This window comes from Bacillus sp. NPDC077027 (assembly GCF_050269555.1).
GTDB lineage: Bacteria > Bacillota > Bacilli > Bacillales > Bacillaceae > Bacillus.
On record NZ_JBNNIO010000001.1, the window covers coordinates 50,089 to 76,780 of the forward strand.

A 26,692-nucleotide genomic window follows, 5' to 3' on the forward strand; every position below is an offset into this window, starting at 1 on the left:
ATCACATTAGCAGATGATCTTTTTCTATTTTTTATACATGACAAAGACAATAGTGGCGGGTTTTTTACTTGACTCTGTAAAGATGATTATAGACGCTTTCTTTTCCTTTTTGATACATTTTAGTCACGATATCGTCAAAGGCTGCAGCTCATTTTAAGACAAAATGATAACGCTTTCAATGAAAGGGCGTGATGAACATAGATCGTTCAATTAAAGGCCGATTGTTCAGTATTTTCAATTACACATTTTTATTATTGTTCGCATTAATATGCGTACTCCCGTTCATCCATGTCATAGCAGCTTCCTTTGCAACGGTGGAAGAGGTGATCTCAAAGAAATTTATTTTGTTTCCCACCACGTTTTCGTTAGAGGCTTATGAATATATTTTCTCTACAGATATTATCTACCGCAGTTTGCTTGTCTCTATTTTTGTCACACTTGTCGGGACGTCAGTTAGTATGTTTTTATCCTCTTTAATGGCATACGGGTTGTCACGTCAAGAATTAAAAGGACGGAGAACACTCATGTTTCTCGTCGTGTTTACGATGCTATTTAGCGGTGGGATGATACCGACTTTTATCGTCGTCAAAACATTAGGGTTGCTTGATTCGTATTGGTCATTAATTTTGCCAGTAGCAATCAATGCGTTTAATTTGATCATTTTGAAGAACTTCTTTCAAAATATCCCTCCAAGCTTGGAGGAATCTGCAAAGATGGACGGATGTAACGACCTTGGCATTTTCTTTAAAATTGTCCTGCCGCTGTCCTTGCCAGCTATTGCGACTATTTCTTTGTTTTATGCTGTGACGTATTGGAATACGTATATGACAGCTATTCTGTATTTAAACGATTCGGTCAAGTGGCCAATTCAAGTGTTGCTTAGGCAAATTGTTATTGTTTCAAGCGGGATGCAGGGAGATATGTCAGACATGGGGTCATCAACACCGCCGCCAGATCAAACGATTAAAATGGCTGTAATTGTCGTCGCAACCATTCCAGTACTGCTCGTCTATCCATTTATTCAAAAACACTTCAACAAAGGGGCACTTCTCGGCTCTGTAAAGGGATAAAAAATTGGAACAACGGAGGGATCTTATGGGGAGAAAGAAGGTATGGCTGATTGCCATTGTACTGTTATTTGCAGCAAGTGGTATTTTGTCAGCATGTTCAAGTAAAGGGGCAAGCTCATCAAATGAAAAGGTTGATTTGGATAAGAAAGTGAAGCTCACGTGGATGGCCATCTTGTATCATCAACAGCCACCAAAGGACAACGTTATAAGTGAGATTGAGAAATTGACAAATACAGAACTTGATATTACATGGGTGCCAGATGCAGTGAAGGAAGATCGTCTGAACTCAGCATTAGCAGCTGGAAACCTACCGCAAATTGTGACGATTCAGGATATTAAAAACTCATCTGCAATCAATGCGTTCAGATCAGGTATGTTCTGGGAAATTGGATCGTACTTAAAGGATTATCCAAATTTAAGTAAGATGAACGAACTGATCAACAAAAACGCCTCTATAGATGGCAAACTGTATGGAATTTATAGAGAGAGACCTCTTTCAAGACAAGGGATTGTCATTCGGAAGGATTGGCTTGAAAATTTAAATTTGGATACGCCCGAAACGTTGGATGATTTATACGAAGTAGCGAAAGCATTTACTGAGAAAGATCCTGATCAAAATGGGAAAAGTGATACGATTGGTTTTACAGATCGCAATGACTTAATCTACGGTGCATTTAAAACCCTTGGATCCTATGAAGGGATGCCAACAGATTGGAAAGAAGAAGGTGGCAAGTTCACGCCAGACTTTATGACAGATGAATATATGAACACAATGAAATATATGAAAAAGCTTCGTGATCATGGCTATATCAACAAGGATTTCCCAGTCACAAGTAAAACACAACAACAAGAGCTATTTTCTCAAGGAAAAGCTGGAATTTATGTTGGAAACATGGTGGATGCTATTAATTTAAGAGATGATGCAACTGACAAAAAAATGGACGTTGATATTATTAACCGAATCAAAGGTTCAGATGGGAAGGAACGTGTGTGGGCATCAGGTGGTCATAATGGGATTTTTGCCTTCCCGAAAACAAGTGTCAAATCAGAAGCGGAGTTGAAGAGAATTCTTGCTTTCTTTGACCGCATTGCAGAAGAAGATGTTTATGGGCTCATGACGTATGGGGTTGATGGCAAGCATTATACCAAAGGGGATGACAAGACATTTGTTCGAGAAGAAAGCCAATTGAAGGCATGGCAAACAGATGTACAGCCACTCGTTAGTCTTGTTGGTATTGAAAAGCGCTATCTAAAAAATAAAGGTGACCCAGTTCGAACAAAATATGAAGAGCTAGAAGAGGATAACAAGAACATCATTGTAGCGAATCCTGCTGAAAGTCTGTACTCAGAAACAGCATCAGAGCGAGGGGATGAGCTCAAGAAAATTGTCGATGACGCCACCTATAAATTCATTCTTGGCGACATCAATGAAGCCCAGTTTAAGAAAGATGTAGAGAAGTGGAAATCAAATGGCGGAAACAAAATCATTGAAGAGTATGAGGCTTCGTTTAAGAAATCAAATTAAAGAAACACCCCGCTCCTAAATAGAGAGTGGGGTCTTCTATGTTAAAAATCAAAATGATCTGGGTCCGGTCCAATGCGTTTATTTTCATTTAAAGCTGATAGACGCTTCATATCCTCAATGGAAAGTTCAAAATCAAAAATATCAGCATTTTCCTTTAGGCGATGAGGTTTTGTTGATTTTGGAATGGTGATAACATCATGTTGAACATCCCAACGTAAGATGATTTGAGCAGGTGTTTTTCCATATGTTTCAGCAAGCTCCATCAAAAGCGGATGCTTCAAAAGCTCCCCCTGCATAAGCGGTGACCAGGCTTCCATTTGAATTCCATGATCTTTTAGAAAGGTGCGGACTTTTTCCTGTGTAAGTTTTGGATGGTACTCGACTTGATTGACGGCTGGCACGACTTTTGCCACTTTGAACAATTCATCCAAATGATGTGTTTGGAAGTTGCTCACACCAATGGCCCTTACTTTTCCTTGTTCATAAAGAAATTCAAGTGCACGCCAAGCATCTTTGTACTTTTCTTCTACTGGCCAGTGGATTAAATAAAGATCAAGATAATCAAGCTGAAGTTTTTTTAAGCTTTCTTCATAAGCAGAAATGGTTGTTTCATAGCCTAAGTCTGCATTCCATACTTTCGATGTAACAAAGAGATCTTCGCGGCGCATGCCAGCCTCTTTAAGACCAAGCTGTATCCCTTTTCCAACGCTTTCTTCATTTCCATAAATCGATGCAGTATCAATACTGCGGTAGCCTAGTGTGATGGCGGTTTTTACCACTTCAATTAATTCTTCTCCGTTCTCAATTTGGAAGACACCAAGACCGAAGCCTGGCATTTTGACGCCATTATTTAATGTTTTTGTACTTTGTAAGTTTTTCATATACAACGCTCCTTTATGGTGTTTACTGTGTGTTGTTTTGATTGGTCTTGTTTCTCAAGGTTTAGGCTGATCAAGGTGAGTATGGCAGCAAACAGTACCATGATTCCGCCAACCCATGCTGTATGAACGAGTCCTAATGTGTCTGTGACGATGCCGCCAAGGAATGAACCAACGGCAATGCCTGCATTAAAGGCAGCGATATTGAGTGCTGAAGCTACATCAACAGCCCCTGGCGTATAGCGCTCTGCTAAATCAACGACTGCTACTTGCAGTCCTGGAACATTCATGAAAGCGAATAATCCCATTAGCATCATTGTGACGATACCAGCCCACTGTATGTGAGCAGTAAAGGTGAGTAAAAACAATACGATGCTCTGAATGATAAACATATATAAAAGTGCACGAATTGGTTGTTGATTGGATAACTTCCCGCCTATCATATTTCCTACAGCGATGGTGATTCCGTATAAAAGCAGCATGATAGAAACTGTTTCAGTTTTTAAGCCAGTTACCTCCTGTAGCAATGGTGATAAATATGTGAACACAACAAAGGTTCCTCCATAACCAGTAGCAGTGATAACAAAGAGTAAAAGAATTCGCTTCGTTTTTAGCAGTGCGGCCTGATCACGGATGGTTGTTTTTGCTCCTTTTTTTAAATGTGATGGAACAAGGAAGCGATTGGAAATGAACGCAATGAGTCCGATGACCACAATGACACCAAAAGATGTACGCCAACCGAATTGATTTCCAAGGAATGTGCCAAACGGTACACCTGTTACCGTAGCTACTGTTAAACCAGTGAACATAAATGCAATGGCACTTGCACGTTTTTCTTTTCGTACAAGGCTTGCGGCAATTGTTGAGCCAATGGACATAAATACCCCATGTGCCAAAGCAGAGATGATTCGACCAGCCAATAGAACTTCGAATGATGGAGCGACAGCAGCTAGTGTATTACCTAACATAAACACGAGCATAATGAGCAAAAGCAGTGTCTTCCTTTTCAAAGAAGAGGCAAGGGAAGTCAGGATCGGCGCACCAAATGTGACGCCAAGTGCATACAAGGAGACAGTCCATCCAGCTTGACTAATACTCACACCGAAATCCTCTGCAATCATTGGTAGAAGACCGACGCTAATAAATTCAGTGGTTCCTATGGCGAATGCACTAATTGCAAGCGCTAGAAGTGCAAATGTATTTTTGTGCTGATTCAAATAAATCACTTCCTTCTTTAGATCAATCTTGTAGACGAATCCGATCGGCAAGAGTTATTATCTAACATAGCGCTCAGAAAAAAAAGTACGTACTTTTTTGTAATCTAGGTACTAAAAAGTACCTGTCGAATCAAAAGGAGTGAGAGGATAAATGGAAAAGAAAAAGTATAATATCTCAGTTGAAGCGACACTTGAGGTCATAGGAGGCAAGTGGAAGTGTGTGATTTTATGCCATTTGACTCATGGAAAAAAGCGGACGAGTGAATTGAAGCGTCTGATGCCAAATATTACACAGAAAATGCTGACACAGCAGTTAAGAGAACTTGAAAGCGATGGTGTCATTCACCGTATTGTATATGAACAAGTACCGCCAAAAGTGGAATATGAGCTAAGTGAATATGGAAAGTCATTGGAAGTTATTTTACAAGCACTTTGTGATTGGGGAGCAGTTCATATTGAAAAAGTATATGGAGAGCCCCTATCTGTTTTAGAGGACAGTATTTTAAACGAACAGTTTAAATAAAAAACACTCGCTTCTATATGCAGAAGCGGGTGTTTTGGTTATGTTCATTTTTTCTGTTCACGGTATTTTCCAGGTGTTGTCCCTTCAAGTTTTTTAAAGGATCGGATGAAATTTTGCGGATTTTTGTATTTCAGTTTCTCAGAAATTTCTTTTACGGACATCTCGGTTTCCACTAGCCAGTTTTTTGCGACATGATGTCTGTAGGATGAGAGATATTCACTAAAGGAAATATCCATTTCTTTTCTAAAAATACTGCTCAAATAATTTGGATTGTAATGAAGTCTTGATGCAATTTCATCTAGTGTTAAATCTGAATCAAATTCTTGATGAATGATGTGGATAATTTTTTCAGAGATATTTTTGTATTGTGAATCCTCTCTTGCACCGAGCTGCTCAATGATAGGGGTAATGATCTCATTTTTTAACCACGCTTCGGTATCTTCAAATGTTTTTAATTCAAAAATCGAGTCATATAGCATTTTGTTTTCTTCTACTTCAAAGAGCTCGATCCCAAGTAAATGCATGAGCTCGATTAAGTTGTTGAGAAAACGGGCAAGGGCTATATGATATTCATGTGGGCCAGCATTTTTAGAGAAAATGGATTGTAATAATACATGTAAGTAATGATCTGCTTTCCCTTGGTCTCCTGCTTTTATCGCATCAAATAAGTCATGCTGAAGCTGTTTTGGAAAATGGGTTTTAAACTTCTTATCAGATTGTATGTTTTTATAAAAGATAATCGACTTCTTCTCAGCTTTGAGTCTATATTTTAAAGCTTCACTGCCTTCTATATAGGCATGTTTTGCCATCGTTAGCTCAGTAAATGGAAGGCTGATTCCGATACTGATGGATAGACCAAGCTCATCCTCTACTCGCTGTTGAATGGTTTCGGATAATTGATTTAAATATTCTGTGAATTCTTCTTCTGACATTGACTGATTTAAAACAATGGTGGCTTGATGCTGGTTTACAACAGTAGGTTGTAAATGCTGCTTTTCTGGAATGATCTGTTCAATTAGACCGTTAATAGCAAATAGAAGCAAATCGGCATCTTTTTTCTCATATTGTGTTCCTTTTAATGTATCAATTTGAATAACAAATATCGCAAGACTTGCCCAGTTGCTATGGAAGCCAAGACTGTGAAATCGGTTGTATACCTCTTCTTCAGATAGCTTTCCAAGAAGTAGTCGCACCATGAAATATTGCTGAAGGTGTGTGACTTGCTGTTCCACCCGTTCTTCTAAGTCATGATTTTCCTCTTTTATTTGTTTGATGCTTGACTCGATTAATTCAAATTCATTTTGATACGGCTGTTTGTGTAAAATGGATTCATTCCGGGCAAAGGACTCATATAGCAAACGAATCGGTTTGTAGAAATGGCGTGAGCCGAACCAAGAGAACAATAATGAAAGCGCTAACAAAAAGAAGCAAATAATAAAGGTGATCCACCCAATTGATTTCGTTTGTTGTTTTAGTTCTGGTATGGAAACAAAGGATAAGTAAGTCCACTCATTGTAATCGGATTTTTGAAATGTGATTTTATAATTAAGCTGATCCAACTTCATTTCAAATTGTCCCGCTTTTTGCTCAAGCGGTAATACATGTTGTACAAAGTTTTGATCTTTAAAGGATTTGCCGATTTTATTTTTGTTATTATGCAGGATGACCGTTCCATTCGTATCGATGACAAACATGCTATCAGATTGAGAGAAGTCTGGCATTTTTTCAGCTAGAATACAGCTTGGAATGCTTGCTACAGCAATGCCTTTTTTCTGAACGCTGTTCATTGGTAACTGTTTAATTAAATTCAAGTTGTATTGGCAAGAGGCAGATTTGCCTTCTTTGGTTGCTACGAGTGGGTTGTTTTCTTCAAGAGCCCAACTAGAATGACTTGGGATATTTATGTATCTTTTTAATGATTGTTCCTGTTCTCCAGTCGTTAAGTGATATAGACCGGAGTTGTTCATATACCAGTCTTTCATTTCGCTGACAAGTGTAATGTTGGAAAGGTCCGTATCGAATGTTTGTAAATAATTTAGTTCTTGTTGCACCTGATTATAGAGCTGGAATTGGTCCGGATTTAGCGGTTCTGTCAGTGTTTGAAGGAGAGGCGGCGAACTGACATAGTGGGTAAGAGAATGGTCAACGGTTTTTAAGATATGTTCAATATTTAATTGTGTTTGTTGAACACTGTCTAACTTTTCATCTGATATGTTCTCAAGCGCTGTTTTTTGTGAATGCTGATACGAAAATATACCAACAATGACAACGGGAATGGTGCTAAGCACGAAAAAAAACGTGACTAGCTTATAATAAAATTTATATTGTCTTCTTTTCATAAAATCCCCCATTTCAGAACGAGTCAATCATCCCGCTATAATACAATTAATCCAAATATCTGATACGTTTGTCAATAATCATTTTCTGAGATGAGGATCATTTTCTTATATTTTATGAAACGATTTGAGTAGCATACAGTAAGGAAATATGATCTGATGATATGATTGTAGACGGATTTTTCATTTGTAGGCTACAGTGAAAGCATGCATCATCTGAGAGGAGGCTTTACAAATGAAAACACAGGATGTCACTGCCAAGAGCATGCCTACGGCAACTTTTAAAAAAGAAAAAAGAAAGCGCTTACTTAATCAGCTGTTAAGTCAAAAGTACTTATATTTCATGATTTTGCCTGGACTGATGTATTTCGTGTTATTTAAGTACGTACCAATGTGGGGGCTTATCATTGCCTTTCAGGATTATCAGCCGTTTCTTGGTATTCTAGGGAGTGAATGGGTGGGATTAAAGCACTTCATTAGACTTTTCACAGAACCGACCTTTTTTATTCTACTGAAGAACACCTTGATTTTATTTGCAATGAATGTTGTGATTTTCTTTCCGATTCCGATTATATTGGCACTGCTTTTAAATGAAGTAAGAATGGCCTTATTTAAAAAGTTTGTTCAAACAATGATTTATATTCCACACTTTATGTCATGGGTTATTGTTGTGTCCCTTTCCTTTGTGTTGTTAACTGTTGATGGTGGCTTGATTAATGAATTGATTGCCTTTTTTGGGGGAGAAAAAATCAATTTTTTACTCAGCCAAGACTGGTTTAGACCTATGTACATTTTGCAGGTGATCTGGAGAGAGGCTGGATGGTCAACCATCATTTATCTTGCGGCTATCACTGCTGTTGACCCGCAATTATATGAGGCAGCAAAAATGGATGGTGCCGGTCGTTTAAGACAAATGTGGCATATTACGCTTCCAGCCATTAAAAGCGTCATCGTTGTTCTCCTCATTTTAAAAATTGGCGATACATTGGAGCTCGGATTTGAGCATGTGTACTTGCTACTTAATGCAACGAATCGAGAAGTTGCCGAGATTTTTGATACGTATGTGTATACAGCCGGTTTAAAGCAAGGGCAGTTTAGCTATAGTACAGCCGTTGGATTATTTAAAGCAGCTGTTGGTCTCATTTTGGTCATGTCTGCGAATCGTCTAGCGAAAAAGTTTGGTGAAGAAGGCATTTATTAAGAGAAAGGGAGATGGGTAAAAAATGAACCAATCAATTGAGAAGGCATCACCGATTGTGCATGCAGAAGCATTGGCACAAACAATAATGAAAGCGTACACAATAGAGGATTTGCCTCCAGCCGGCAGATGGCATTATCATCAAGGTGTATTCCTATGCGGGGTGTTAAAGCTCTATCAAGCGACAGGGAACGAAGCGTATTTTCAGTACGTGCAGGCGTATGCGGATTCATTAATAGATGACCATGGAAACTTATATTTTAGAAGAGATGAATTAGATGCGATACAAGCTGGTTTGATCTTATTTCCGCTCTATGAAAAAACAGGAGATGAGCGTTATGTCCGAGCAGCAGAGAAACTGAGAGGGCTTTACAATACGCTGAATAAAACCTCAGAAGGAGGCTTTTGGCACAAAGATCATTATGCTTATCAAATGTGGCTAGATGGTCTTTATATGGGCGGACCCTTCGCTTTAAAATATGCGCAACTGAAGGGGGAGCAAGAGCTTATTGATATGGTCGTCCTTCAAGAGTGCCTGATGAGAAAGCATACGAAAGATGATAAAACGGGTCTTTATTATCATGCTTGGGATGAAGTGAAGGTGATGCCGTGGGCACATGAACAGACGGGATGTTCTCCAGAATTTTGGGGGAGATCATTTGGCTGGTATGTGCTTGCATTATCCGATATGATTGAGGATTTACCAGAGCAACACCCTACCAGTAAAGTGTGGCAAGAAATACTAACAGAGATGCTTGAAAGTGTGGCGAAATACCAGGATGAGGAAACAGGCCTATGGTATCAAATTGTGGATAAAGGGGATCAACCAGACAATTGGCTTGAAACCTCTGGATCGTGTCTCTTTATGTATGCTATGGCAAAGGCAATGAATAAAGGCTATGTTGAACCTCATTATATTGACCATGTGGTGAAGGCATATCAAGGCTTAATTAAGCATAAAACAGAGGTTAAAGACAATGGAGATTTTGAGGTGAAAGATATTTGTATCGGTACCTCTGCTGGGTTTTATGATTATTATGTCGGTAGAGAAAAGAGCACAAATGATTTGCATGGAGCGGGCGCTTTTATTATGGCGTTAACTGAGCTAGAAAAGCTGTCTGTTTTTCAAAAAGCATGAGGTTTTTTCGAAGGAAGACAACGAAGCTTTTTTTATGCCTAATTGCGGTCGTGAGTTTGGTTTCCTGTCAGAGTGAGGACAGTGGAACGAAGGTGCTGATCTTCTCAGATATGTCAGAGGACATGAAGAATCAACTGCTTGAACGAGCATTTAAACAAAATCAAGCTGAATGGGATATTCGAATTTTCCCAGTGATTCCTGAAAAACTGCTCGTTGAAATCACCGCTAAAGAAGGGGACTTAATGATTGTTCCAGAAGAAATGTTTAGAACGTATGATGACCCAGAAGGTTTCCAGCGACTTGAAGAATTTTCTTTGAACAAAAAGCCGCTCGGCCCATATACGACAAAGCATCCAAAAACAGGAGAAGAGATTGATTATGCCATTAAAATTCCTACAGGTACCAAGACGCTCAATGGGTATTCATTTCGTTTAAACCGAGAGATGGTGGCATTTATACCAATCTATGCTGAGAAATCAAAAGAAGCATTGTCTTTGATCAAGCAGCTACGTGAAAACAGATCGAGGTAGGGGTGGAGAATGTGAAAAGAGTGGTCATTTGTGGTCTGAGTAATCGTGCCTTTAATATGTTTATCATGCCGCTTTTAGAAAATTTCAAAGATGTGTACACCATCACAGGGCTCTTGGATGTCGACGATAGAAGATACGCAATATGTCAGGAGCGATTTCCTGAAATCAAAGGGGTTCCTTTTTATAAAGAGGATGGATTTGATTTGATGATCAAACAAAGTCACCCTGATTTGGTGATTGTGGCAGGGCGAGACGATACACATGTGTCATATATTTTAAAAGCGTTATCTTATGATCTGGATGTGATCACTGAAAAGCCAATGGTCACAACAGTAGAAGATGCGAAGAAAGTACTGGAAAAGGAAGCGGAAAGCAAGGGAAAGGTAACCGTTACGTTTAACTACCGATATAATCCATTCCACCGAAAAGTGAAAGAGCTTATTTTAGAGGGGAAAATTGGGAGAGTGACCTCGGTCGATTTAAACTGGTTTATTGATACGTATCATGGTGCTAGTTATTTTAAACGCTGGAATCGGACGAGAGCTTACTCTGGCGGACTGTCTATTCATAAATCGACGCACCATTTTGATCTGGTTAATTGGTGGATTGATCAAAAGCCTGAACAAGTCTTTGCTTACGGTGCTTTAAATTATTACGGAAAAGAGAGTGAATGGAACCCGTTAAAGGATGATGAGGATCGTTATTGCGGAACATGTCATGTCAGAGACAGGTGTCAATACTACGCAAGATGGCATTCAAGGGCTCAGCGGTCAAATGTAGAAGATGATCATATTGAAGCAGGACAGGATCAAACAAGGCTATATTCAGGCTACCGCCCAGATGCCTGTATTTTTGATCGCGAAATTGATATTGAGGATACATATGTGGCCTCCGTTAAATATGATCAAGGAGCACTCTTGAGCTATTCCATTCAATTTTCAGCGCCGTATGAGGGATACCGACTTGCGATTAATGGGACGAAGGGGCGTATTGAAACAAATGAATTTCACGCACCCTCACGTATCCCATTCCATTATCCTGAACAGACCATTTCTTACTACCCAATGTTTGGCTCCAAGGAAACAATCGAGGTGGTTCAGCAGCCAGGCGGTCATGGTGGGGGAGACCCACTTCTTTTAGCAGACCTGTTTATAGGGCAAGATCCGCTCATTGGCTATGAAATTTCAGCAGGTTCAAAGGCTGGGGCTTATTCGATTGCACTTGGTGAGGGGATGTGGCGATCTGTCATCGAGAAACGACCAATTGTGATTGAAGAACTGTTTCAAAAGGAGACCGTATAAAAGCAGGAAAGGAGGAACAAGCATGGAACATGATGGCTCCATGAGCAGAGTATTTCGCATGTGTGAGTGGGTAATGAGGTTTGCGTATACGAATTTACTTTGGCTTCTGTTCACCTTGCTTGGGCTTGGTCTATTTGGCATTATGCCAGCAACCACTGCGCTATTTTCGGTGATGAGAAAATGGATTCGGGGGTCTGAGCAAGTGGGTATTTTCAAGACATTTTGGCATGCGTATAAGCAGGAATTCCTCAGATCAAATATGATTGGAGCAGTGTTGCTTTGCATTGGAACGATCATTTATGTGGACCTTGCTTATATTTATCCAACGACTTTTTTCCTGCATGTGTTGAGGTTTGTCATTTATATCTTTGGTTTTCTCTTTATTGCGATGCTATTTTACATTTTTCCATTACTTGCTCATTTTGATTGGAAGAAGCGTTTATATTTAAAGTTTTCCTTACTTCTCAGTATCTCTTATTTGCAATATACGCTCTCGATGCTTGCTTTCACCGTTGTCCTTTATATTGTGTTTGCTTATCTGCCTGGCATTGTGCCTTTTTTCAGTGTGAGTCTGCTCGCGTATGGGCACATGTGGCTTGCGTATCAAGTATTGAAGAAAGTAGAGTTTGACAGTGAGCAAGAGGCTAAGGAAGTGAGCAAGAGATTACCTTCTTTCCTTCAAACAAGCAGAGCGAAGGCTCAGTGATTCAACTTTTCACCCGTGATTTGCTATAATGAGATCACCTACAATTGAAGGAGAGATTAAATCGTGGCAGTAAAAGAGATTACAATAGAAGCACTAAAACAAAAGCTTGATCAGGATGAGACGATTCAGCTTGTAGATGTTCGTGAAGATGAAGAAGTGGCAGAAGGAATGATTCCTGAAGCCATTCATATTCGAATGGGGGATATCCCAAATAATTTGGATGCATTTCAAAACGATCAGGAATACTACATCATTTGCCGTTCTGGTAAGCGTAGTGAGAATGTCTGCTATTTCTTAGAAGACCAAGGCTATCAGGCGACCAATGTCGTTGGTGGGATGCTTGAATGGACGGGCGAAACAAAGCCGAAACGCTAATAGGAGGGGGTTCTTCATCGAATAGATGGAGGGCTTTTTTTTTGATCATATGCTTGAAGAAAGAAGCATAAAGATAGGATAGATAGAGAAGGGAGAGTGGTTACTTGTGTTAAAAGTAGCTGTGTTTGATGAAGAGCATGAAAAAGATTTGCAAAGTGAGATGAATCATTTTTTAAAAGGAATGGATGAGGATCAAATTATCGATATTCGCTATGATGTCGCCGTGATTTGTGATCAGGCAGGCGATCAACTTTATTGCTTTTCAGCACTTATTTTATATAAAAAATAAAGAAAAATGCCGGTAACAATTGACCGGCATTGGACGAGCTGTGTTATGCTTTTTTGACTCTTGGACTTCTTGGTTTAGTGATTTGGTTTACTTGTTTTATTTGTTTGCGTTCTTCACCAAGAGATTGATAAAGCGAAATAATCATCAATATAATGACGACTGAAAACGGCAAGGCAGCAAGTTTTGCTGTATTTTGCAATGCCTCAAGTCCTCCAGAGAAAAGGAGTACAGCCGCAACCGCTGATTGGATAATACCCCAGCTGACTTTGACACTGCCTGAAGGATTTAATGAACCATAGGTCGTTTGCATGCCAAGTACAAATGTTGCTGAATCAGCAGAAGTAATAAAGAACACAGCGATTAAAATCAATGCCAAGATTGATGTGATCATTGCTAAAGGATATTCATTTAAAACACCAAATAGCATGGTTTCAGTTGAAAGACCTGCGACATCTATGATTCCCTTCTGCTGAAGGTCCATTGCTGATACACCAAAGATTGAAAACCATAGAAAAACGAGAATAGATGGTGCAACCAGTACGCCAATTAAAAACTCACGTATCGTACGTCCTCTTGAGACTCTGGCAATAAAGATTCCTACAAATGGAGCCCAAGAAATCCACCATGCCCAGTAAAAGATGGTCCAAGCATTAATCCATTCTCTTTTTTCTGGATCGTTTGGAGATAATCTAAAACTCATTTGAACAACATTTGATAAATATTGTCCAATTGTATCTGTAAAGGAGTTTAAAATAAAGACGGTTGGTCCTACAAACAGTAAAAAGAGCATAATAATTGCCGCAAAAATCATATTTAAGTTGCTTAAATATTTAATTCCTTTCCCAATCCCACTCCATGCTGAAATCAGAAACAGTACGGTGACAATCGCGATAATGATGAGCTGCGTCGTAAATGTAATCGGGATGTTAAATAAATAATGTAAGCCTCCATTGATTTGGGCAGCCCCAAGTCCAAGACTTGTAGCAACGCCAACAACTGTTGCAAATACTGCAATACAGTCAATTGTTCTTCCTATCCAACCATTAATTCGATCTCCAAGAATAGGCTGAAGGGTCGAACTAATTAATCCAGGTGCGTCTTTTCTAAATTTAAAGTAAGCAATGCAAAGCGCTACAATTGCATAGATCGCCCATGCATGAAGTCCCCAGTGGAAGAACGTATAGCGCAGAGAATCACGGAAGGCTTGGGCAGTTTCCGTATCTCCGGTTGGAGATTGAATGGCATAATGACTAATCGGTTCTGCTGCTCCATAAAAAACGAGACCAATTCCCATTCCTGCACTAAATAGCATAGCAAACCAAGAAAAGCGGCTGAATTCTGGCTTTTCCCCAGGTTTTCCAAGCGTAATTTTACCAATTGGGCTAAAGATAAAGAATAAACAAAATCCGACTAACAGTGATACGACAATTAAATAATACCAGCCGAAGTCGTGTGTAATGTATGTTTGAATTTGATCTGTGATTTGTTGAAGGCTGTCAGGAGAAATTGCTCCCCATAGAACAGTTGCAAATGTGATCACAATCACAATCCAGAATACACTTGATACGTTTTTCACACATCTCACTCTCCTGTTGCTCTACACATTTGGCAGAGGACTGAACTGAATATCCCCTATCCTACAAAATTTCAAACAAAAAGAGGCGAGTTTCTCACTCTACCTCTATTTAACCCTAACATGGTTTATTTGATCTTTTCAACCATCGATCTGTGAAGAAGCTGATTTCTTTTTATTCTCTATGCGTTTGCGTAGCCTGTACACATATTCTTTTAGTGCAACCGCAAAAGCAGCAAACAAAACCACCACAACTAGCTTCAGAGGAGGAATGGATAGTTTCATAAAAAATGCCGCTGTCAGACTAATGATGACAGCAAAAACAATCGGAAATGCCCTTTTAATCATATAGCTCCCTCCTTCAAATCAAGTGCAGCATTCATTCCTGCAAGCCTGCCTGTCACAAAAGCTGATGTAATGTTGTAGCCGCCTGTATATCCATGAATGTCCAAAATTTCTCCACAAAAATAAAGGCCTGACATTTTTTTAGATGCCATCTTTTTCGGTTCAATTTCTTTAACCGATACACCGCCGCCTGTGACAAAGGCTTTGTCTAAGGAAAGAGTACCATTTGTGTGTACAGTAAAGTGTTTGCAATCGTGAGCAAAAGCACGTAGTTTCTCCTTTGACAGCCCAGCAAACGTGTCCTGTGGATCAATTTCATTTTTTTCTAATAGGAAAAGTAAATAACGTTCCTGCATCCAAGATTTGAGAACATTTTTGATTGATTTCTTTGGTGCCTCTTTTAAATCACGGTGTAGCGTTTGAAAGAGTTCTTCATCATTTAGCGCTGGATATAAGTCAATTTGTAAACGGACAGTCGGTTGTTTTTTGAGCTCTTTGACAACAAATTGACTACATCGTAAAATCGCAGGTCCCGATAAACCAAAATGGGTAAAAATCATGTCCATGACGTGCGTAACAATTGGTTTGCTTTTTTTATTTAACACACTGACTGCCACGCTTCGTAATGAAAGACCTTGGAGTATTTTCTCTTTTATGAATGGCTCACTTGAGGTGACAGGTACTTCGGTTGGAAATAACTCTGTTATGGTGTGGCCTGCTGCTTCTGCCCATTCATAGCCATCCCCCGTTGAACCTGTATGTGGCACACTTTTTCCGCCAACAGCGATAATGACAGCGTTACTTGAAATTTTTTCATTATTATTTGTAACAATTCCAGCAGCTTGTCCGTCTTGATAAAGAACTGTTTTAATCTTTTCATTTGTACGGATGGTGACATTCAGATCATGTAGCCTTTGAAGAAGCGCATCGACAACGGATTGCGCTTTGTCTGTGACAGGAAACATGCGTCCATGATCTTCTTCTTTTAATTGGATACCAAGCTTCTCAAAAAACGAGATAATATCTTCATTATTAAATTCGGAGAATGCACTATATAAAAAGCGCCCGTTACCAGGGATATGTTTAATGATTTCTTCAACTGGAAGACGGTTGGTGACATTACATCGTCCTCCACCAGAAATCGCTAATTTTCTTCCGAGTTTGTTGCCTTTATCAATTAAAAGAACGGATGCTTTGTGCTCCGCTGCGGCAATGGCGGCCATCAGTCCTGACGGTCCGCCGCCAATGACAATGACATCATAATGTTTCATCTTCATTCCTCTTTCTACATAAGTCATTCTTCTATTATAACGAAGTTGGTGAGTGGCTTAAACATGAATTAGTTGGTTTTGTGACTTCTGTATTGTAATTGTTACCTGTGCGATGAAATGATGTGTTAAAATAGTAAAGTTGAATATTCATTAGAAAAATGGTGGTTAAGCGCATGTCTAATAAACTGCTTCGAGGCACTTTGGTTTTAACAATAGGGACTTACCTCTCACGTATTCTTGGAATGATTTATTTAATTCCGTTTAGCGCAATGGTAGGCGCAACAGGTGGTGCGCTATTCCAATATGGATACAATCAATATACGATCTTTCTCAGCATTGCCACATTGGGTTTTCCAACGGCAGTGTCTAAATTTGTATCAAAATATAACGCAATTGGCGATTATGAAACAACAAGAAAAATGTTTAGGGCGGGTATGTCGGTCATGCTTGTCACCGGTATTATCGCCTTTTCTATTTTATATTTATCCGCCCCGATCTTTGCTCAAATTCAGCTTGGCGGTTCTTCTGAAACTGGTGGGATCACAGTCGACCAAGTCGTGTATGTTATTAGAATGGTCAGTCTTGGACTGTTAGTCGTGCCAATTATGAGCCTTGTCCGCGGTTTTTTCCAGGGGCATCAAATGATGGGGCCAACTGCTGTTTCTCAAGTTGTAGAACAACTGGTTCGAATTATCTTCTTATTAACGGCAACGTTTGTGATTTTGAAAGTGCTAGATGGCGGACTTGTAATTGCAGTAGGATATGCGACATTCGCTGCGCTCATTGGGGCGTTTGGTGGATTATTTACATTGTATTTGTACTGGCTTAAACGAAAAAACAAACTACTTGCAATGCAACCGAATACAGGGGCATATTCTAACTTGTCGTATAAGCAAATGTTTGCAGAACTATTTAGCTATGCAGCACCATATGTATTTGTTGGACTAGCCATTCCTATCTATTCTTACATTGACACAAATACAATCAACAAGGCAATGATTGATGCAGGGTATAAAGATATTAGTACAGCTGTCCTTTCAATCGTGACGCTTTATTTACCAAAGCTTGTGATGATTCCTGTTTCTTTAGCTACTGCATTTGGATTAACGCTGATTCCGACAATTACAGAAACGTTTACAGCGCGTAACTTCAAATTGCTAAACAGACAAATTGATCAGACGATGCAAGTCATTTTATTCTTTGTTTTACCAGCTTCTATCGGTATTTCAGCTTTAGCTGGACCTGTTTACTGGTTTTTCTATCCGTCTGTCCATCCTGAGATTGGAATCTCGATTTTATTTTGGTATGCACCTGTTGCATTATTGTTTTCATTATTTACAATTAATGCAGCGATCTTGCAAGGAATCAATAAACAAAAATTCGCGATCGTTAGCTTGTTCTTAGGCATATTGATTAAAAGCATTTTGAATATACCACTCATTGGATGGCTCCAAGGAAATGGCTCAGTACTTGCGACTGCACTTGGATATGGGGCATCGATTTTGTATATGTTCATTATGATTAAACGACATGCAGGCTACTCATACCGTGTCATTTTCAAGCGTTTTATTCTAATTGGCATTTTGACCATGATTATGGCTGTTGTAGCTGCCTCAACAAGCAAATTCGTCAATCTATTCATCTCTTATGAAAGTGGGATTATTCAAGCTGGCATTGTGATCCTTCTATCTATCATGACAGGTGGAGGCGTTTATTTGTTCTTATCCTATAAAATTGGTTTGCTTCAACGAATTTTTGGCAATCGTTTACCGAGCTTTATGAGAAAAAAGGGTTAAAAAAAGAGGTGGATGTATGAGGCTTGATAAATTGCTCTCAAATAGTGGATATGGATCGAGAAAAGACGTGAAAAAATTAGTCAAATCCCGAGCGGTGACTGTAAATGGTGATGTTGCGAAGCAGGTAAAAGATCATGTTGATCCATCGACGGATGAAGTGCTTGTGCACGGGGAACGGGTTGAGTATAAAGAATTTATATACTTGATGATGCACAAACCAGATGGCGTCATTTCAGCAACAGAAGATAATCGTGAGGAAACAGTTGTTGATTTGCTTGAGCCTGAGGATATGGCAAGAGAGCCGTTTCCAGTTGGTAGGTTGGACAAAGATACAGTGGGATTATTACTTTTGACCAATGACGGTCAGCTTACCCACCAATTGCTTTCTCCGAAAAAACACGTACCTAAAACGTATGAAGTGCATTTGAAATATCCATTAGGTCCAAAGGACATAGAGCGGCTAGAGCAGGGCGTGATCATTTTAGATGATTACTTAACAAAGCCAGCTAAAGTTGAAGTCGATGCAAACGAACAGGGTGATTCACGGATTCGTTTGACGATTACAGAAGGAAAATTCCATCAAGTCAAGCTAATGGCGCAGGCAGTTGGCAATGAAGTGACTTTTTTAAAGCGTCTTTCTATGGGGCCTTTATCGCTTGATGAAGGCCTTCAGCCTGGAGAATATCGAGAACTAACAGATGAAGAATTAGATAGTTTAATTAATCGAGAATAGAAAAAGAACCGGCGCGTTGCCGGTTCTTTTGTTATATGGAAGATTCATTATACTCAAGAAGATATTTTCACTTTTTTTCTCGTTGTTTCCCATTTGCCTCTGCTTGGACTATGAACAAGATCGTTATAGGCAAGCACGTTTAAGTCTCTTTGAATGGTTCTAGGTGTGATCCCGAATTCATCAACCAGTTCTTGTGTCGTCACAAGACCTTTTTCTTGAATGAACATGTAAACTGATTTAATTCGAGTTATCATACGGTTTGTTGAAGGCTTCAAAAAACCACTCCCTATCAATAAGATCGGATGGACTTGACTAACCACAACTTACAACACTAAAACTGCGAATAAGGACATGCAACAATGGTAAATGTTCGTGTTTCTTACTTGTTTTATTCTATTATACACGATATTATGCATCTAAATCCACCAAAATGTCAACTTTACGTGTTTTTAAACTTGTCTTAATCGAATTGGATATGTTATATAACATGATTTGGATACGGTTTCAAGCCAATGTTTACAAGGAATGCTGACAATATTGTATCTGAAAAAACAGACAAGAACATAAAGAATATTTACAAAAATAAAAAAATAGCTGCTTGAAAATAATGTTGAAATCTATATTTTGGTAAATGCATCGACGAAGTCACACAAAAAGACACACTTCAAAAAAAGTGTGTCTTTTAAGCATGATTATCCTTCTAAGAAAAAGAGCTGAATGAAGAACAAAACAGCAAAAATAAGGACAAGAAAGTGAACATCTTTCCACTTTCCCTTTGCCAATTTCACAAGAGGATATGAAATAAACCCAAGTGAAATTCCTGTTGAGATACTTGACGTTAATGGCATTGATAAAATAACGAGAAATGCAGGAAATGCTTCATCTAGCTCTGACCAGCGAATACGAGCTACTGAGTTCATCATCAAACAGCCGACGATAATGAGCACTGGTGAGGTAATCGCAGGAAGTTCGGAAATAGAACTAACAAAAGGACCAAAGAACAACGCACCTATAAAAAGAATCGCTACCGTAAAAGAAGTAAGACCCGTTCTTCCGCCAGCCGCTACGCCTGATGAGGATTCAATGTAAGCAGTTGTTGGGCTTGTCCCAAACATTGAACCAACAGTTGTTGCAGCAGAATCTGCTAATAGCGCTCTTCTCACGCGTGGAAGTTGTCCGTTTTTCATTAATCCTGCCTGTTCGGCAACACCAATCATTGTCCCTGTTGTATCAAAAATCGTGACAAGCAAAAATGAAAAGACAACCGCATACAAATGATGAGAAAAGACATCACCAAAAGCTGTGATAGGATTCAGGATCAGCATTCCTTCTGGTAAGGAAGGTAAAGCCATAAACCCTTTTGAAAAATGAAGCTGTCCGGTCAAAATACCAATAACAGTGGTGACAAGCATCCCTATAAACAGTGCACCATTTACCTGAAGCACCATCAAAATGACTGAAATCATCAAACCGACAAGCGTGAGTATCACAACGGGGGATTTCAAAGACCCTAGCGTAACTAAATTTTCAGGATCAGCAGCAATAATGCCTGATTGCCTTAAACCGATAAATGCAATAAAAAGCCCAATTCCAGCAGTAATACCGTATTTTAAATTATCAGGGATGGCTTCAATGAGTTGTTTTCTAAGTGATGTTAACGATAAAATAATAAAGAGCACACCAGCCACAAATACGGCACTGAATGCTGTTTGATAACTAATTCCGCCACCACCAACAACAGTGAAGGTGAAATACACGTTTAATCCCATTCCTGGTGCAATGGCAATCGGATAGTTAGCGAATAGTGCCATCCACAGTGTACCAATGACAGCAGCGATAATCGTTGCTGTAAACACTTGCTCAAAAGGAATTCCAGCTTCTGAAAGAATTCCTGGGTTTACGGCTACAATATATACCATTGTAAAGAAAGTCGTCATACCTGCGAGTAATTCTTTTTTTACGTTGGTTTGGTTTTCTTTTAATTGAAACATAAGATCCTCCATTTACGAACGTTATAGCAAAACAATTAATATAATATTCGTTTTAAGGATGGATTGCAACCTTTTTCAAGGAGGAAATGACAAAATGAATTGGGAAGTAGAAGTTATCAAACGAAAAGAAGCGCTTATTCAAGACACGCAGTCGTTTTTAAAAATCGAAAGTGTACTGAATGAAGAGGATGCAAAGGAAGAACAGCCGTTTGGAGAAAAGGTGGATGAAGCCCTTCAATACATGCTGAAAAAAGGCAAGGCTGAAGGATTCACCGTCAAAAACGTAGATGGCTATGCTGGGCATATTGAATACGGGGAAGGAGACGAGATTGTTGGTGTTCTTTGCCATGTAGATGTTGTACCTGCTGGTGATGGCTGGACAAGTGCGCCTTTTTCAGCAGAAATCAGAGACGGAAAGATTTTTGCCAGAGGTGCGATTGATGATAAAGGGCCAACAATGGCAGCATTTTATGCATTAAACATTTTAAAGGATGCAGGCGTTCAGCTTTCTAAAAAGATTCGAATGATCATTGGTACGGATGAAGAGAGTGATTGGCGTTGTGTCGATCACTATTTCAAACATGAGGAAATGCCGACTATCGGTTTTGCACCAGATGCTGACTTTCCGATTATTCATGCCGAGAAAGGAATCATTGATGCAATTGTTGATTTTACATATCCGGCAGTATCTGAGGAGCGTGTGTCATTGCGCTATTTTTCTTCAGGGATGCGTCTGAATATGGTGCCAGATGAGGCAACAGCACTTGTTTCGGGCAACGGACTAGAGGATATAAAGGCGTCATTTGAAGCTTTCTTAACAGAAAAAGAGGTAACAGGTGAAGCGACACGAGTAAAAGAAGGCTTACAGTTAATTTTAAAGGGCGTATCGGTTCATGCAATGGAGCCTGCCCATGGTGTCAATGCTGGTATACACATGGCAGCTTTCTTGAGCAGTCAGCCAATAGATGAACAAGGTTTGGCGTTCACCACTCAAATTAAAGCCCTTTTTGAACAAGATACTAGAGGTCATAAGCTTGGGATCGCCTGTCAGGATGAGATTAGTGGAGAGCTCACATTAAATGTGGGGACCATTCGCTACACGCAAAACGAAGAAGCGAAACTTGGACTTAATATTCGCTATCCTGTGACATCTGATGGGGCGAAGGTGAAGAACGGGATTGAAAGCATTAAAGGCGCAACCATTCAAAAATTTGATGATAGTCCACCTCACCATGTCTCAAGTGACCATCCACTAGTGAAAACATTGCAACGGGTGTACGAAGAACAAACAGGTGATCAGGCAAAACTAATTGCCATTGGCGGAGGAACCTATGCAAGATCACTAGAAGCGGGCGTTGCGTTCGGACCACTATTTCCTGGAAGACCAGATTGTGCGCATCAAAAGGACGAGTACATTGAAATCGATGATCTGCTAAGGGCAACCGCACTTTATGCACAGGCCATGTATGAGCTGGCAAAGTAGAAAAAGAGCATAAACGTAAAGGGAGGGGTTATCACTGAAAAAATTATTCTTATGTTCATCTTTTTCTGATAGCAAGTATGCTCTTCAAGAATTTGCAGGAGAAAATCTCAAAGGAAAGCGTGTGACGTTTATTCCGACTGCAAGTGTGGTAGAAGAAGTAACACACTATGTTGAAGCGGCAAAAGCAGTGTTTCATCAATTGGGAATGCATATCGATATATTAGATATTGCCAAAGAGCCAAAGGAACGGAGCATCCAAACGATCAAAAAAAATGATCTGATTTACGTCTCGGGAGGTAACACGTTTTATCTTCTTCAAGAATTACGAAAGAATAAAATGGATCAAGTACTGAGTGAGGAAATTCAACGTGGAAAGCTTTATATCGGAGAATCGGCAGGAACGATCATCATGTCTCCAAATATTAAATATATTTCCTTGATGGATGATGAGGGAAAAGCACCTGAATTAGCATCATATCAAGGGTTAAATGAAATCAATAGCTATCCGGTCCCACATGTGAAGAATGAATATTTAGGTAATGACGCACAGCAGATAGTGAATCAATACGCATCTGAGCTTCGATTATTGCCACTCACTGATCAGCAGGTGATTTTGGTCGAGGGTGATAAAATAGCAGTGAAGTAAGCTTGCAACTACGATCATTGAAGTGAATAGGTTGTTTTGGTCATGACCTTGAAATGAAAAGCTTAGACATTAGTTACAGGTTGTATGACTGAACAATATATAAAGACCAGGCCTTAAAAGCCTGGTCTTTTTTCTTTATCATGAAAACACATCACTCGATAAATAGCGTTCACCTGTATCGGCTGTCATACAAATCACAATTTGATCTTGAGAGAATTGCTTTGCTGTCTCGATCGCTGCATAACATGCAGCGCCAGAGGATGGTCCAACTAAAATCCCCTCTTCACGAGCAAGCCTTCTTGTGATGTCATAAGCGTTTTCATCACTAATTTGGAAAATTTCATCATAAACTTGTTCATTTAGGATGTTTGGTATGAAACCTGGGCTTGTCCCGACCAGTTTATGCTTTCCTGGTTTCCCGCCAGATAAAACAGGGGATCCTTTTGGCTCTGCGACATGTACTTTCACATGAGGGTATGCCTTTTTAAGCTCTTCTCCGGTTCCGGTAATGGTTCCGCCTGTTCCGGCAGTTGCTATAAATGCTGCGAGCGGTTTATTTATTTCGGCAACCGCCTCCATGATCTCTCTCGCAGTTGTTTCCCGATGGGCATCAGGATTTGCTGGATTGTCAAATTGCATCGGAATAAAGCTATTCGGTATACTTTCGGCAAGCTCTTTTGCCTTGCGAATACTTCCAGGCATTTTCTCATCGCCTGGTGTTAATACAACTTCAGCCCCGTATGCCTTTAAGATATTGATTCTTTCTTTAGTCATTGTGTCTGGCATAACAAGGATGGCCTTGTAGCCCCTTGCTGCAGCATTCATGGCAAGACCAATACCTGTATTGCCGCTAGTTGGTTCAATGATGGTGGCTCCCCTTGTCAGTTTTCCTTGTTTTTCTGCCTCGATGATCATATGGTAAGCAGCCCTATCTTTTACACTTCTGCTTGGATTAAAGGACTCAAGCTTTAAATAAATATCAGCAGCACCCTTAGGCTGAAGGCGATTTAATTTCACGATGGGTGTGTCACCAATAAGCTGAGCTATGTTTTGTGCAATATACATCATTTGACACCCTTTCTTCTCATTCCGCATTTCTTTAGTTATACTATCATAAACAGGTTCTCGTAAAGTGTTGCACGATGATTGAGTGGAAAAGGAGGCAGATGACAAAATGGCGCTAGACACTCATTATTTTATTGGGATTTATGTGCCAGATCATGTTGCACACAAAATTGAACAGGATATTCGCACAAAATCAGGGCTGTATTTTCAAAAATGGACAGCTCCTTCCGATTATCATGTGACTCTTGTGTTTTTGGGTGCAATAGCAGATGAACCTTTATGTCATGTGACGAAGCTTCTTGATCAAACGGCAAGTCAAATCGCTGCATTTCCTTTAGAGATACAACACTTAGGCATATTTGGTACAGCTGAACGGCCAAGGGTCTTTTTTGCCGAGCCGAATGAGAATAAAGCACTCATGATGCTAAGAGAAAAGATAAAGCAAGCGGTTTTGCAAACGGGACACCCTGTGGAAGCAAGACCTTTTCATCCACATATGACCATTGCCCGTAAATGGACAGCGGAGGAACCATATGTTGAGGAGGCATCTCTTCATGAGAAGCCTTATACATTTCAAGTGTCTGAATTTGTCTTATATCAGATTTGTCCTAAGGAAACCCCTCGATACAAGCCATTAAAGCGATTTATTTTACATAATTGATTCTAGAAGTTGGAGTGAGCAGCGTATGGCACAGATTATTAAAATACAAGATTATATTTCACGCTACGAACAAGATCCGTATCACTATATTAATCAATTTATACGACTAAAAAAACAAAGATGGGAAGAGCTCAAACAAGCATCTATTGAACAATTACAAGAGGTTGAGCAAGAGCAGGCACCTATCGAAGAACCGGAAAAGCGCAGCAAACTCTTTCTAAAAAGAAAACAAAAAGAAGCCGATATGAAGAAAGAAAAGGATATGAGCCTTTTCAATCAGCCAACCGATTTAGAACAAGGTGTATTTCGAAATGTCCCAACAGATGAAACGAGACTTGTTCATTTTTTTAAAGATCATCTATACGACTTTCAGTTAAAATGGGCAAGCTCAACCATTTCGAATATTTCATCAGTCTCTCATCAAATTCGGTATGATGAAAAATTACGAATGCTTGCGAGACAGCTACCTGATTCATATTTTGTCATGTACAAGCCTGTTCTGCAAATACAACAAGCAGAAATTGAACTTTGTCCGATCCTCATTACACCGCTTGAGGTCATTTGCTTATCGTTTTTAGAAGCAGAGCCAGATAGTGTGTATATCGGGTCAAAAGAGCGCTTTTGGGAAAAGCGTGCCACTGGAAAAAACGTTCAGTCTGTTTTAAATCCATGTGCGACACTATTACGTTCTGGTTCCGTTGTGTCAAAAATTTTTTCCCAAAAAGGCGTCGATTTGCCTGTGAAAAAAATCTTGTTGAGTCGAACCTCCTTTATTGATTTGCCAGATGTTCCTTATGGGATGGAGGTCATCGATAAAAAACAAGCAGAAGATTGGTTTGAAAAACAGCAAAAGAACAGTGTGCCAGCTAAGCATCATCAGTTTAAAGCAACTAAAGCACTGTTAGCATTTTGTGAATCAGATAGTAGAAGGCGGCAGGAATGGCTTGATTAAAAAGGCAATAACATCTTGTAAACTCACTAAAATGAGATCAGTGGAGCTAACATATGAATGAATGGTATTTTATCGTCAATCCTGTAGCAGGACATTTAAAAGGACTCCGTACATGGAGAATAATTGAAAAAGAGCTACAAGCACACAAGCTGCCATATCGCTCTTTTTTAACGCAACATGAAGGGCATGCAGAAGTATTAGCTAGACAGATTGTCACGATGCAGGACGACCGGTTAAAACGGCTCATTGTCATAGGTGGAGATGGGACGATGCACGAGGTGTTAAATGGTTTAAAGGAAGCAGAACATGTACAACTCAGCTTTGTTCCAGCAGGCAAGTGGAATGATGCGGCTAAGGGGCTTGCTGTGAGCCGGTACGACGTTTTAAAAGAAATCAAAAAACAGAAAAGAATGCTGACCAAAACGTTTTCTCTTGGGTCTTTTCAAGATCATGCAGAAAGCCCGCAATCCATTTTATTCTTAAATCATATTGGAATCGGGTTTGATGCACATGTGCTAAAAAAGGTGTCTCAAATTAAGGGCAGGAAATGGCTGAACCGATTAAGACTTGGCTTTATCATGTATCCTATTGCTTTTTTGCAATCACTTTGGTCGTTTAAGCCATTTGACCTTGCCCTTTTTTTAAATGATGAAAAAACGGTTTTTCGTAATGTTTGGTTTGTGATCGTATGTAATCATCCGTATTATGGCGGTGGTTTAGAGGCTGCACCTGGGGCAAATTTTAGAAAGCCAGGTTTTCAAACGTTAGTTGTGACAGATCTCAATCAGGCCAAAGTGCTTTTGTTTTTATGTACGATGGTATTCCGAAGACACTTCAACATGAATGGGGTTTCCGTCTTTGAGCATCAAGAAGCCTTTATAGAAGCTGATGAAAAAATCACCTTTCATGCTGATGGTGAAGTGATTGGCACAACGCCTGTATTCATTAAAGCAAGCGAGCGCACACTTAAATTAAGAGCTTAGCGAAAAGAGCCAAAAGACACGTTTCTTTTGGCTTTATTTCTGTTGATGATCAAATTATACTGATATGAAGCCTGCGTAATTTGTACTGTGCTAAAGAACCAAAAATG

General features: G+C 39.6%; 26 protein-coding genes. 17 read left to right on the plus strand and 9 right to left on the minus strand.

What is annotated here, in order from left to right:
* The first annotated feature begins 209 nt into the window (after window positions 1–209).
* Window positions 210–1,070: a carbohydrate ABC transporter permease gene (locus ACQKEZ_RS00380; protein ID WP_427299272.1), complete on the plus strand. Its 861-nt coding sequence runs from the start codon at window positions 210–212 to the stop codon at window positions 1,068–1,070.
* Window positions 1,071–1,095: 25 nt separating this feature from the next.
* Complete coding sequence (locus ACQKEZ_RS00385; protein ID WP_427297779.1) at window positions 1,096–2,595, plus strand: extracellular solute-binding protein; 1,500 nt, start codon at window positions 1,096–1,098, stop codon at window positions 2,593–2,595.
* A 41-nt stretch (window positions 2,596–2,636) separates the two neighbouring features.
* Here the strand turns inward: ACQKEZ_RS00385 and ACQKEZ_RS00390 are convergent, their stop codons facing one another.
* Together ACQKEZ_RS00390 and ACQKEZ_RS00395 are read right to left on the minus strand one after the other, a co-directional pair.
* Window positions 2,637–3,476: an aldo/keto reductase gene (locus tag ACQKEZ_RS00390; protein ID WP_427297781.1), complete on the minus strand. Its 840-nt coding sequence runs from the start codon at window positions 3,474–3,476 to the stop codon at window positions 2,637–2,639.
* Window positions 3,473–4,690, minus strand: coding sequence for an MFS transporter (locus ACQKEZ_RS00395; protein ID WP_427297783.1), 1,218 nt, complete (start codon window positions 4,688–4,690; stop codon window positions 3,473–3,475). The genes ACQKEZ_RS00390 and ACQKEZ_RS00395 overlap by 4 nt, the downstream gene beginning before the upstream one ends.
* A 151-nt stretch (window positions 4,691–4,841) precedes the next feature.
* On the opposite strand from ACQKEZ_RS00395, the gene ACQKEZ_RS00400 reads away from it, so the two are divergent.
* Window positions 4,842–5,213: a winged helix-turn-helix transcriptional regulator gene (locus ACQKEZ_RS00400; protein ID WP_427297785.1), complete on the plus strand. Its 372-nt coding sequence runs from the start codon at window positions 4,842–4,844 to the stop codon at window positions 5,211–5,213.
* A gap of 44 nt (window positions 5,214–5,257) precedes the next feature.
* On the opposite strand, the gene ACQKEZ_RS00405 is transcribed toward ACQKEZ_RS00400, so the two are convergent.
* Entirely contained in the window at window positions 5,258–7,552 is a 2,295-nt protein-coding gene (locus tag ACQKEZ_RS00405) for a helix-turn-helix domain-containing protein (protein ID WP_427297787.1), read from the minus strand.
* A gap of 232 nt (window positions 7,553–7,784) precedes the next feature.
* Between ACQKEZ_RS00405 and ACQKEZ_RS00410 the strand changes: the two genes are divergently transcribed.
* The 7 genes from ACQKEZ_RS00410 (at window position 7,785) to ACQKEZ_RS00440 (ending at window position 13,086) form a co-directional block, all read left to right on the plus strand.
* Window positions 7,785–8,750, plus strand: a complete 966-nt coding sequence (locus ACQKEZ_RS00410) for an ABC transporter permease (RefSeq protein WP_427297789.1) — start codon at window positions 7,785–7,787, stop codon at window positions 8,748–8,750.
* A gap of 22 nt (window positions 8,751–8,772) precedes the next feature.
* A complete protein-coding gene (locus tag ACQKEZ_RS00415) occupies window positions 8,773–9,885 on the plus strand; it encodes a glycoside hydrolase family 88/105 protein (protein ID WP_427297791.1) in 1,113 nt (370 codons plus the stop codon).
* Window positions 9,882–10,415, plus strand: coding sequence for a lipoprotein YteS (locus tag ACQKEZ_RS00420; RefSeq protein WP_427297793.1), 534 nt, complete (start codon window positions 9,882–9,884; stop codon window positions 10,413–10,415). Before ACQKEZ_RS00415 ends, ACQKEZ_RS00420 begins: the two co-directional genes overlap by 4 nt.
* A gap of 11 nt (window positions 10,416–10,426) precedes the next feature.
* On the plus strand, window positions 10,427–11,716 hold the full coding sequence (locus tag ACQKEZ_RS00425) for a Gfo/Idh/MocA family protein (RefSeq protein WP_427297795.1): 1,290 nt from the start codon (window positions 10,427–10,429) through the stop codon (window positions 11,714–11,716).
* Between the two features lie 22 nt (window positions 11,717–11,738).
* The gene (locus tag ACQKEZ_RS00430; protein WP_427297797.1) at window positions 11,739–12,422 is read left to right on the plus strand and encodes a YesL family protein; all 684 of its coding nucleotides are present in this window, start codon (window positions 11,739–11,741) and stop codon (window positions 12,420–12,422) included.
* 63 nt (window positions 12,423–12,485) lie between these two features.
* Complete coding sequence (locus ACQKEZ_RS00435) at window positions 12,486–12,797, plus strand: rhodanese-like domain-containing protein (RefSeq protein ID WP_427297799.1); 312 nt, start codon at window positions 12,486–12,488, stop codon at window positions 12,795–12,797.
* Between the two features lie 106 nt (window positions 12,798–12,903).
* Window positions 12,904–13,086 (plus strand): sporulation protein Cse60, encoded by a 183-nt coding sequence (locus ACQKEZ_RS00440; RefSeq protein ID WP_427297801.1) that lies wholly within the window; start codon window positions 12,904–12,906, stop codon window positions 13,084–13,086.
* Window positions 13,087–13,129: 43 nt separating this feature from the next.
* Here ACQKEZ_RS00440 and opuD read toward each other — a convergent pair whose 3' ends face one another.
* From opuD to ACQKEZ_RS00455, 3 genes are all read right to left on the minus strand, one after another.
* Complete coding sequence (gene opuD, locus ACQKEZ_RS00445) at window positions 13,130–14,662, minus strand: glycine betaine transporter OpuD (RefSeq protein WP_427297803.1); 1,533 nt, start codon at window positions 14,660–14,662, stop codon at window positions 13,130–13,132.
* A 138-nt stretch (window positions 14,663–14,800) separates the two neighbouring features.
* Window positions 14,801–15,007 (minus strand): hypothetical protein, encoded by a 207-nt coding sequence (locus tag ACQKEZ_RS00450; RefSeq protein ID WP_427297805.1) that lies wholly within the window; start codon window positions 15,005–15,007, stop codon window positions 14,801–14,803.
* The gene (locus ACQKEZ_RS00455) at window positions 15,004–16,275 is read right to left on the minus strand and encodes an NAD(P)/FAD-dependent oxidoreductase (RefSeq protein ID WP_427297807.1); all 1,272 of its coding nucleotides are present in this window, start codon (window positions 16,273–16,275) and stop codon (window positions 15,004–15,006) included. The genes ACQKEZ_RS00450 and ACQKEZ_RS00455 overlap by 4 nt, the downstream gene beginning before the upstream one ends.
* A 173-nt stretch (window positions 16,276–16,448) precedes the next feature.
* On the opposite strand from ACQKEZ_RS00455, the gene ACQKEZ_RS00460 reads away from it, so the two are divergent.
* Window positions 16,449–18,071, plus strand: a complete 1,623-nt coding sequence (locus tag ACQKEZ_RS00460; protein ID WP_427297809.1) for a putative polysaccharide biosynthesis protein — start codon at window positions 16,449–16,451, stop codon at window positions 18,069–18,071.
* Window positions 18,072–18,087: 16 nt separating this feature from the next.
* Complete coding sequence (locus tag ACQKEZ_RS00465; RefSeq protein WP_427297811.1) at window positions 18,088–18,804, plus strand: pseudouridine synthase; 717 nt, start codon at window positions 18,088–18,090, stop codon at window positions 18,802–18,804.
* Window positions 18,805–18,857: 53 nt separating this feature from the next.
* Here ACQKEZ_RS00465 and ACQKEZ_RS00470 read toward each other — a convergent pair whose 3' ends face one another.
* Both ACQKEZ_RS00470 and ACQKEZ_RS00475 read right to left on the minus strand, forming a co-directional pair.
* Window positions 18,858–19,079, minus strand: coding sequence for a DeoR family transcriptional regulator (locus ACQKEZ_RS00470; protein ID WP_427297813.1), 222 nt, complete (start codon window positions 19,077–19,079; stop codon window positions 18,858–18,860).
* A gap of 417 nt (window positions 19,080–19,496) precedes the next feature.
* On the minus strand, window positions 19,497–20,795 hold the full coding sequence (locus tag ACQKEZ_RS00475) for an NCS2 family permease (protein WP_427297815.1): 1,299 nt from the start codon (window positions 20,793–20,795) through the stop codon (window positions 19,497–19,499).
* A gap of 94 nt (window positions 20,796–20,889) precedes the next feature.
* Between ACQKEZ_RS00475 and pepV the strand changes: the two genes are divergently transcribed.
* Window positions 20,890–22,278: a dipeptidase PepV gene (gene pepV / locus ACQKEZ_RS00480; RefSeq protein WP_427297817.1), complete on the plus strand. Its 1,389-nt coding sequence runs from the start codon at window positions 20,890–20,892 to the stop codon at window positions 22,276–22,278.
* Window positions 22,279–22,312: 34 nt separating this feature from the next.
* Entirely contained in the window at window positions 22,313–22,924 is a 612-nt protein-coding gene (locus tag ACQKEZ_RS00485; RefSeq protein ID WP_427299273.1) for a Type 1 glutamine amidotransferase-like domain-containing protein, read from the plus strand.
* A gap of 138 nt (window positions 22,925–23,062) precedes the next feature.
* Here ACQKEZ_RS00485 and cysK read toward each other — a convergent pair whose 3' ends face one another.
* The gene (cysK, locus tag ACQKEZ_RS00490) at window positions 23,063–23,989 is read right to left on the minus strand and encodes a cysteine synthase A (RefSeq protein WP_427299274.1); all 927 of its coding nucleotides are present in this window, start codon (window positions 23,987–23,989) and stop codon (window positions 23,063–23,065) included.
* A gap of 109 nt (window positions 23,990–24,098) precedes the next feature.
* On the opposite strand from cysK, the gene thpR reads away from it, so the two are divergent.
* From thpR to ACQKEZ_RS00505, 3 genes are read left to right on the plus strand one after another with little or no spacing between them, the layout of a single operon-like run.
* The gene (gene thpR / locus ACQKEZ_RS00495; RefSeq protein WP_427297819.1) at window positions 24,099–24,650 is read left to right on the plus strand and encodes an RNA 2',3'-cyclic phosphodiesterase; all 552 of its coding nucleotides are present in this window, start codon (window positions 24,099–24,101) and stop codon (window positions 24,648–24,650) included.
* A 25-nt stretch (window positions 24,651–24,675) separates the two neighbouring features.
* A complete protein-coding gene (locus ACQKEZ_RS00500; RefSeq protein ID WP_427297821.1) occupies window positions 24,676–25,602 on the plus strand; it encodes a hypothetical protein in 927 nt (308 codons plus the stop codon).
* Window positions 25,603–25,655: 53 nt separating this feature from the next.
* Window positions 25,656–26,585, plus strand: coding sequence for a YegS/Rv2252/BmrU family lipid kinase (locus ACQKEZ_RS00505; protein ID WP_427297823.1), 930 nt, complete (start codon window positions 25,656–25,658; stop codon window positions 26,583–26,585).
* Window positions 26,586–26,692: the final 107 nt, after the last annotated feature.

Excerpts from the sequence above, each read along its gene's own strand:
- ACQKEZ_RS00450 (WP_427297805.1), bottom strand. The coding sequence starts at position 15,007 with ATGATTAAAAGGGCATTTCCGATTGTTTTTGCTGTCATCATTAGTCTG.
- ACQKEZ_RS00410 (WP_427297789.1), top strand. The coding sequence starts at position 7,785 with ATGAAAACACAGGATGTCACTGCCAAGAGCATGCCTACGGCAACTTTT.
- ACQKEZ_RS00420 (WP_427297793.1), top strand. The coding sequence starts at position 9,882 with ATGAGGTTTTTTCGAAGGAAGACAACGAAGCTTTTTTTATGCCTAATT.
- ACQKEZ_RS00430 (WP_427297797.1), top strand. The coding sequence starts at position 11,739 with ATGGAACATGATGGCTCCATGAGCAGAGTATTTCGCATGTGTGAGTGG.
- ACQKEZ_RS00505 (WP_427297823.1), top strand. The coding sequence starts at position 25,656 with ATGAATGAATGGTATTTTATCGTCAATCCTGTAGCAGGACATTTAAAA.
- ACQKEZ_RS00400 (WP_427297785.1), top strand. The coding sequence starts at position 4,842 with ATGGAAAAGAAAAAGTATAATATCTCAGTTGAAGCGACACTTGAGGTC.
- ACQKEZ_RS00475 (WP_427297815.1), bottom strand. The coding sequence starts at position 20,795 with ATGTTTCAATTAAAAGAAAACCAAACCAACGTAAAAAAAGAATTACTC.
- ACQKEZ_RS00385 (WP_427297779.1), top strand. The coding sequence starts at position 1,096 with ATGGGGAGAAAGAAGGTATGGCTGATTGCCATTGTACTGTTATTTGCA.
- cysK (WP_427299274.1), bottom strand. The coding sequence starts at position 23,989 with ATGTATATTGCACAAAACATAGCTCAGCTTATTGGTGACACACCCATC.
- ACQKEZ_RS00500 (WP_427297821.1), top strand. The coding sequence starts at position 24,676 with ATGGCACAGATTATTAAAATACAAGATTATATTTCACGCTACGAACAA.
- thpR (WP_427297819.1), top strand. The coding sequence starts at position 24,099 with ATGGCGCTAGACACTCATTATTTTATTGGGATTTATGTGCCAGATCAT.
- ACQKEZ_RS00460 (WP_427297809.1), top strand. The coding sequence starts at position 16,449 with ATGTCTAATAAACTGCTTCGAGGCACTTTGGTTTTAACAATAGGGACT.
- pepV (WP_427297817.1), top strand. The coding sequence starts at position 20,890 with ATGAATTGGGAAGTAGAAGTTATCAAACGAAAAGAAGCGCTTATTCAA.
- ACQKEZ_RS00405 (WP_427297787.1), bottom strand. The coding sequence starts at position 7,552 with ATGAAAAGAAGACAATATAAATTTTATTATAAGCTAGTCACGTTTTTT.
- ACQKEZ_RS00415 (WP_427297791.1), top strand. The coding sequence starts at position 8,773 with ATGAACCAATCAATTGAGAAGGCATCACCGATTGTGCATGCAGAAGCA.
- ACQKEZ_RS00390 (WP_427297781.1), bottom strand. The coding sequence starts at position 3,476 with ATGAAAAACTTACAAAGTACAAAAACATTAAATAATGGCGTCAAAATG.
- ACQKEZ_RS00455 (WP_427297807.1), bottom strand. The coding sequence starts at position 16,275 with ATGAAACATTATGATGTCATTGTCATTGGCGGCGGACCGTCAGGACTG.
- ACQKEZ_RS00465 (WP_427297811.1), top strand. The coding sequence starts at position 18,088 with ATGAGGCTTGATAAATTGCTCTCAAATAGTGGATATGGATCGAGAAAA.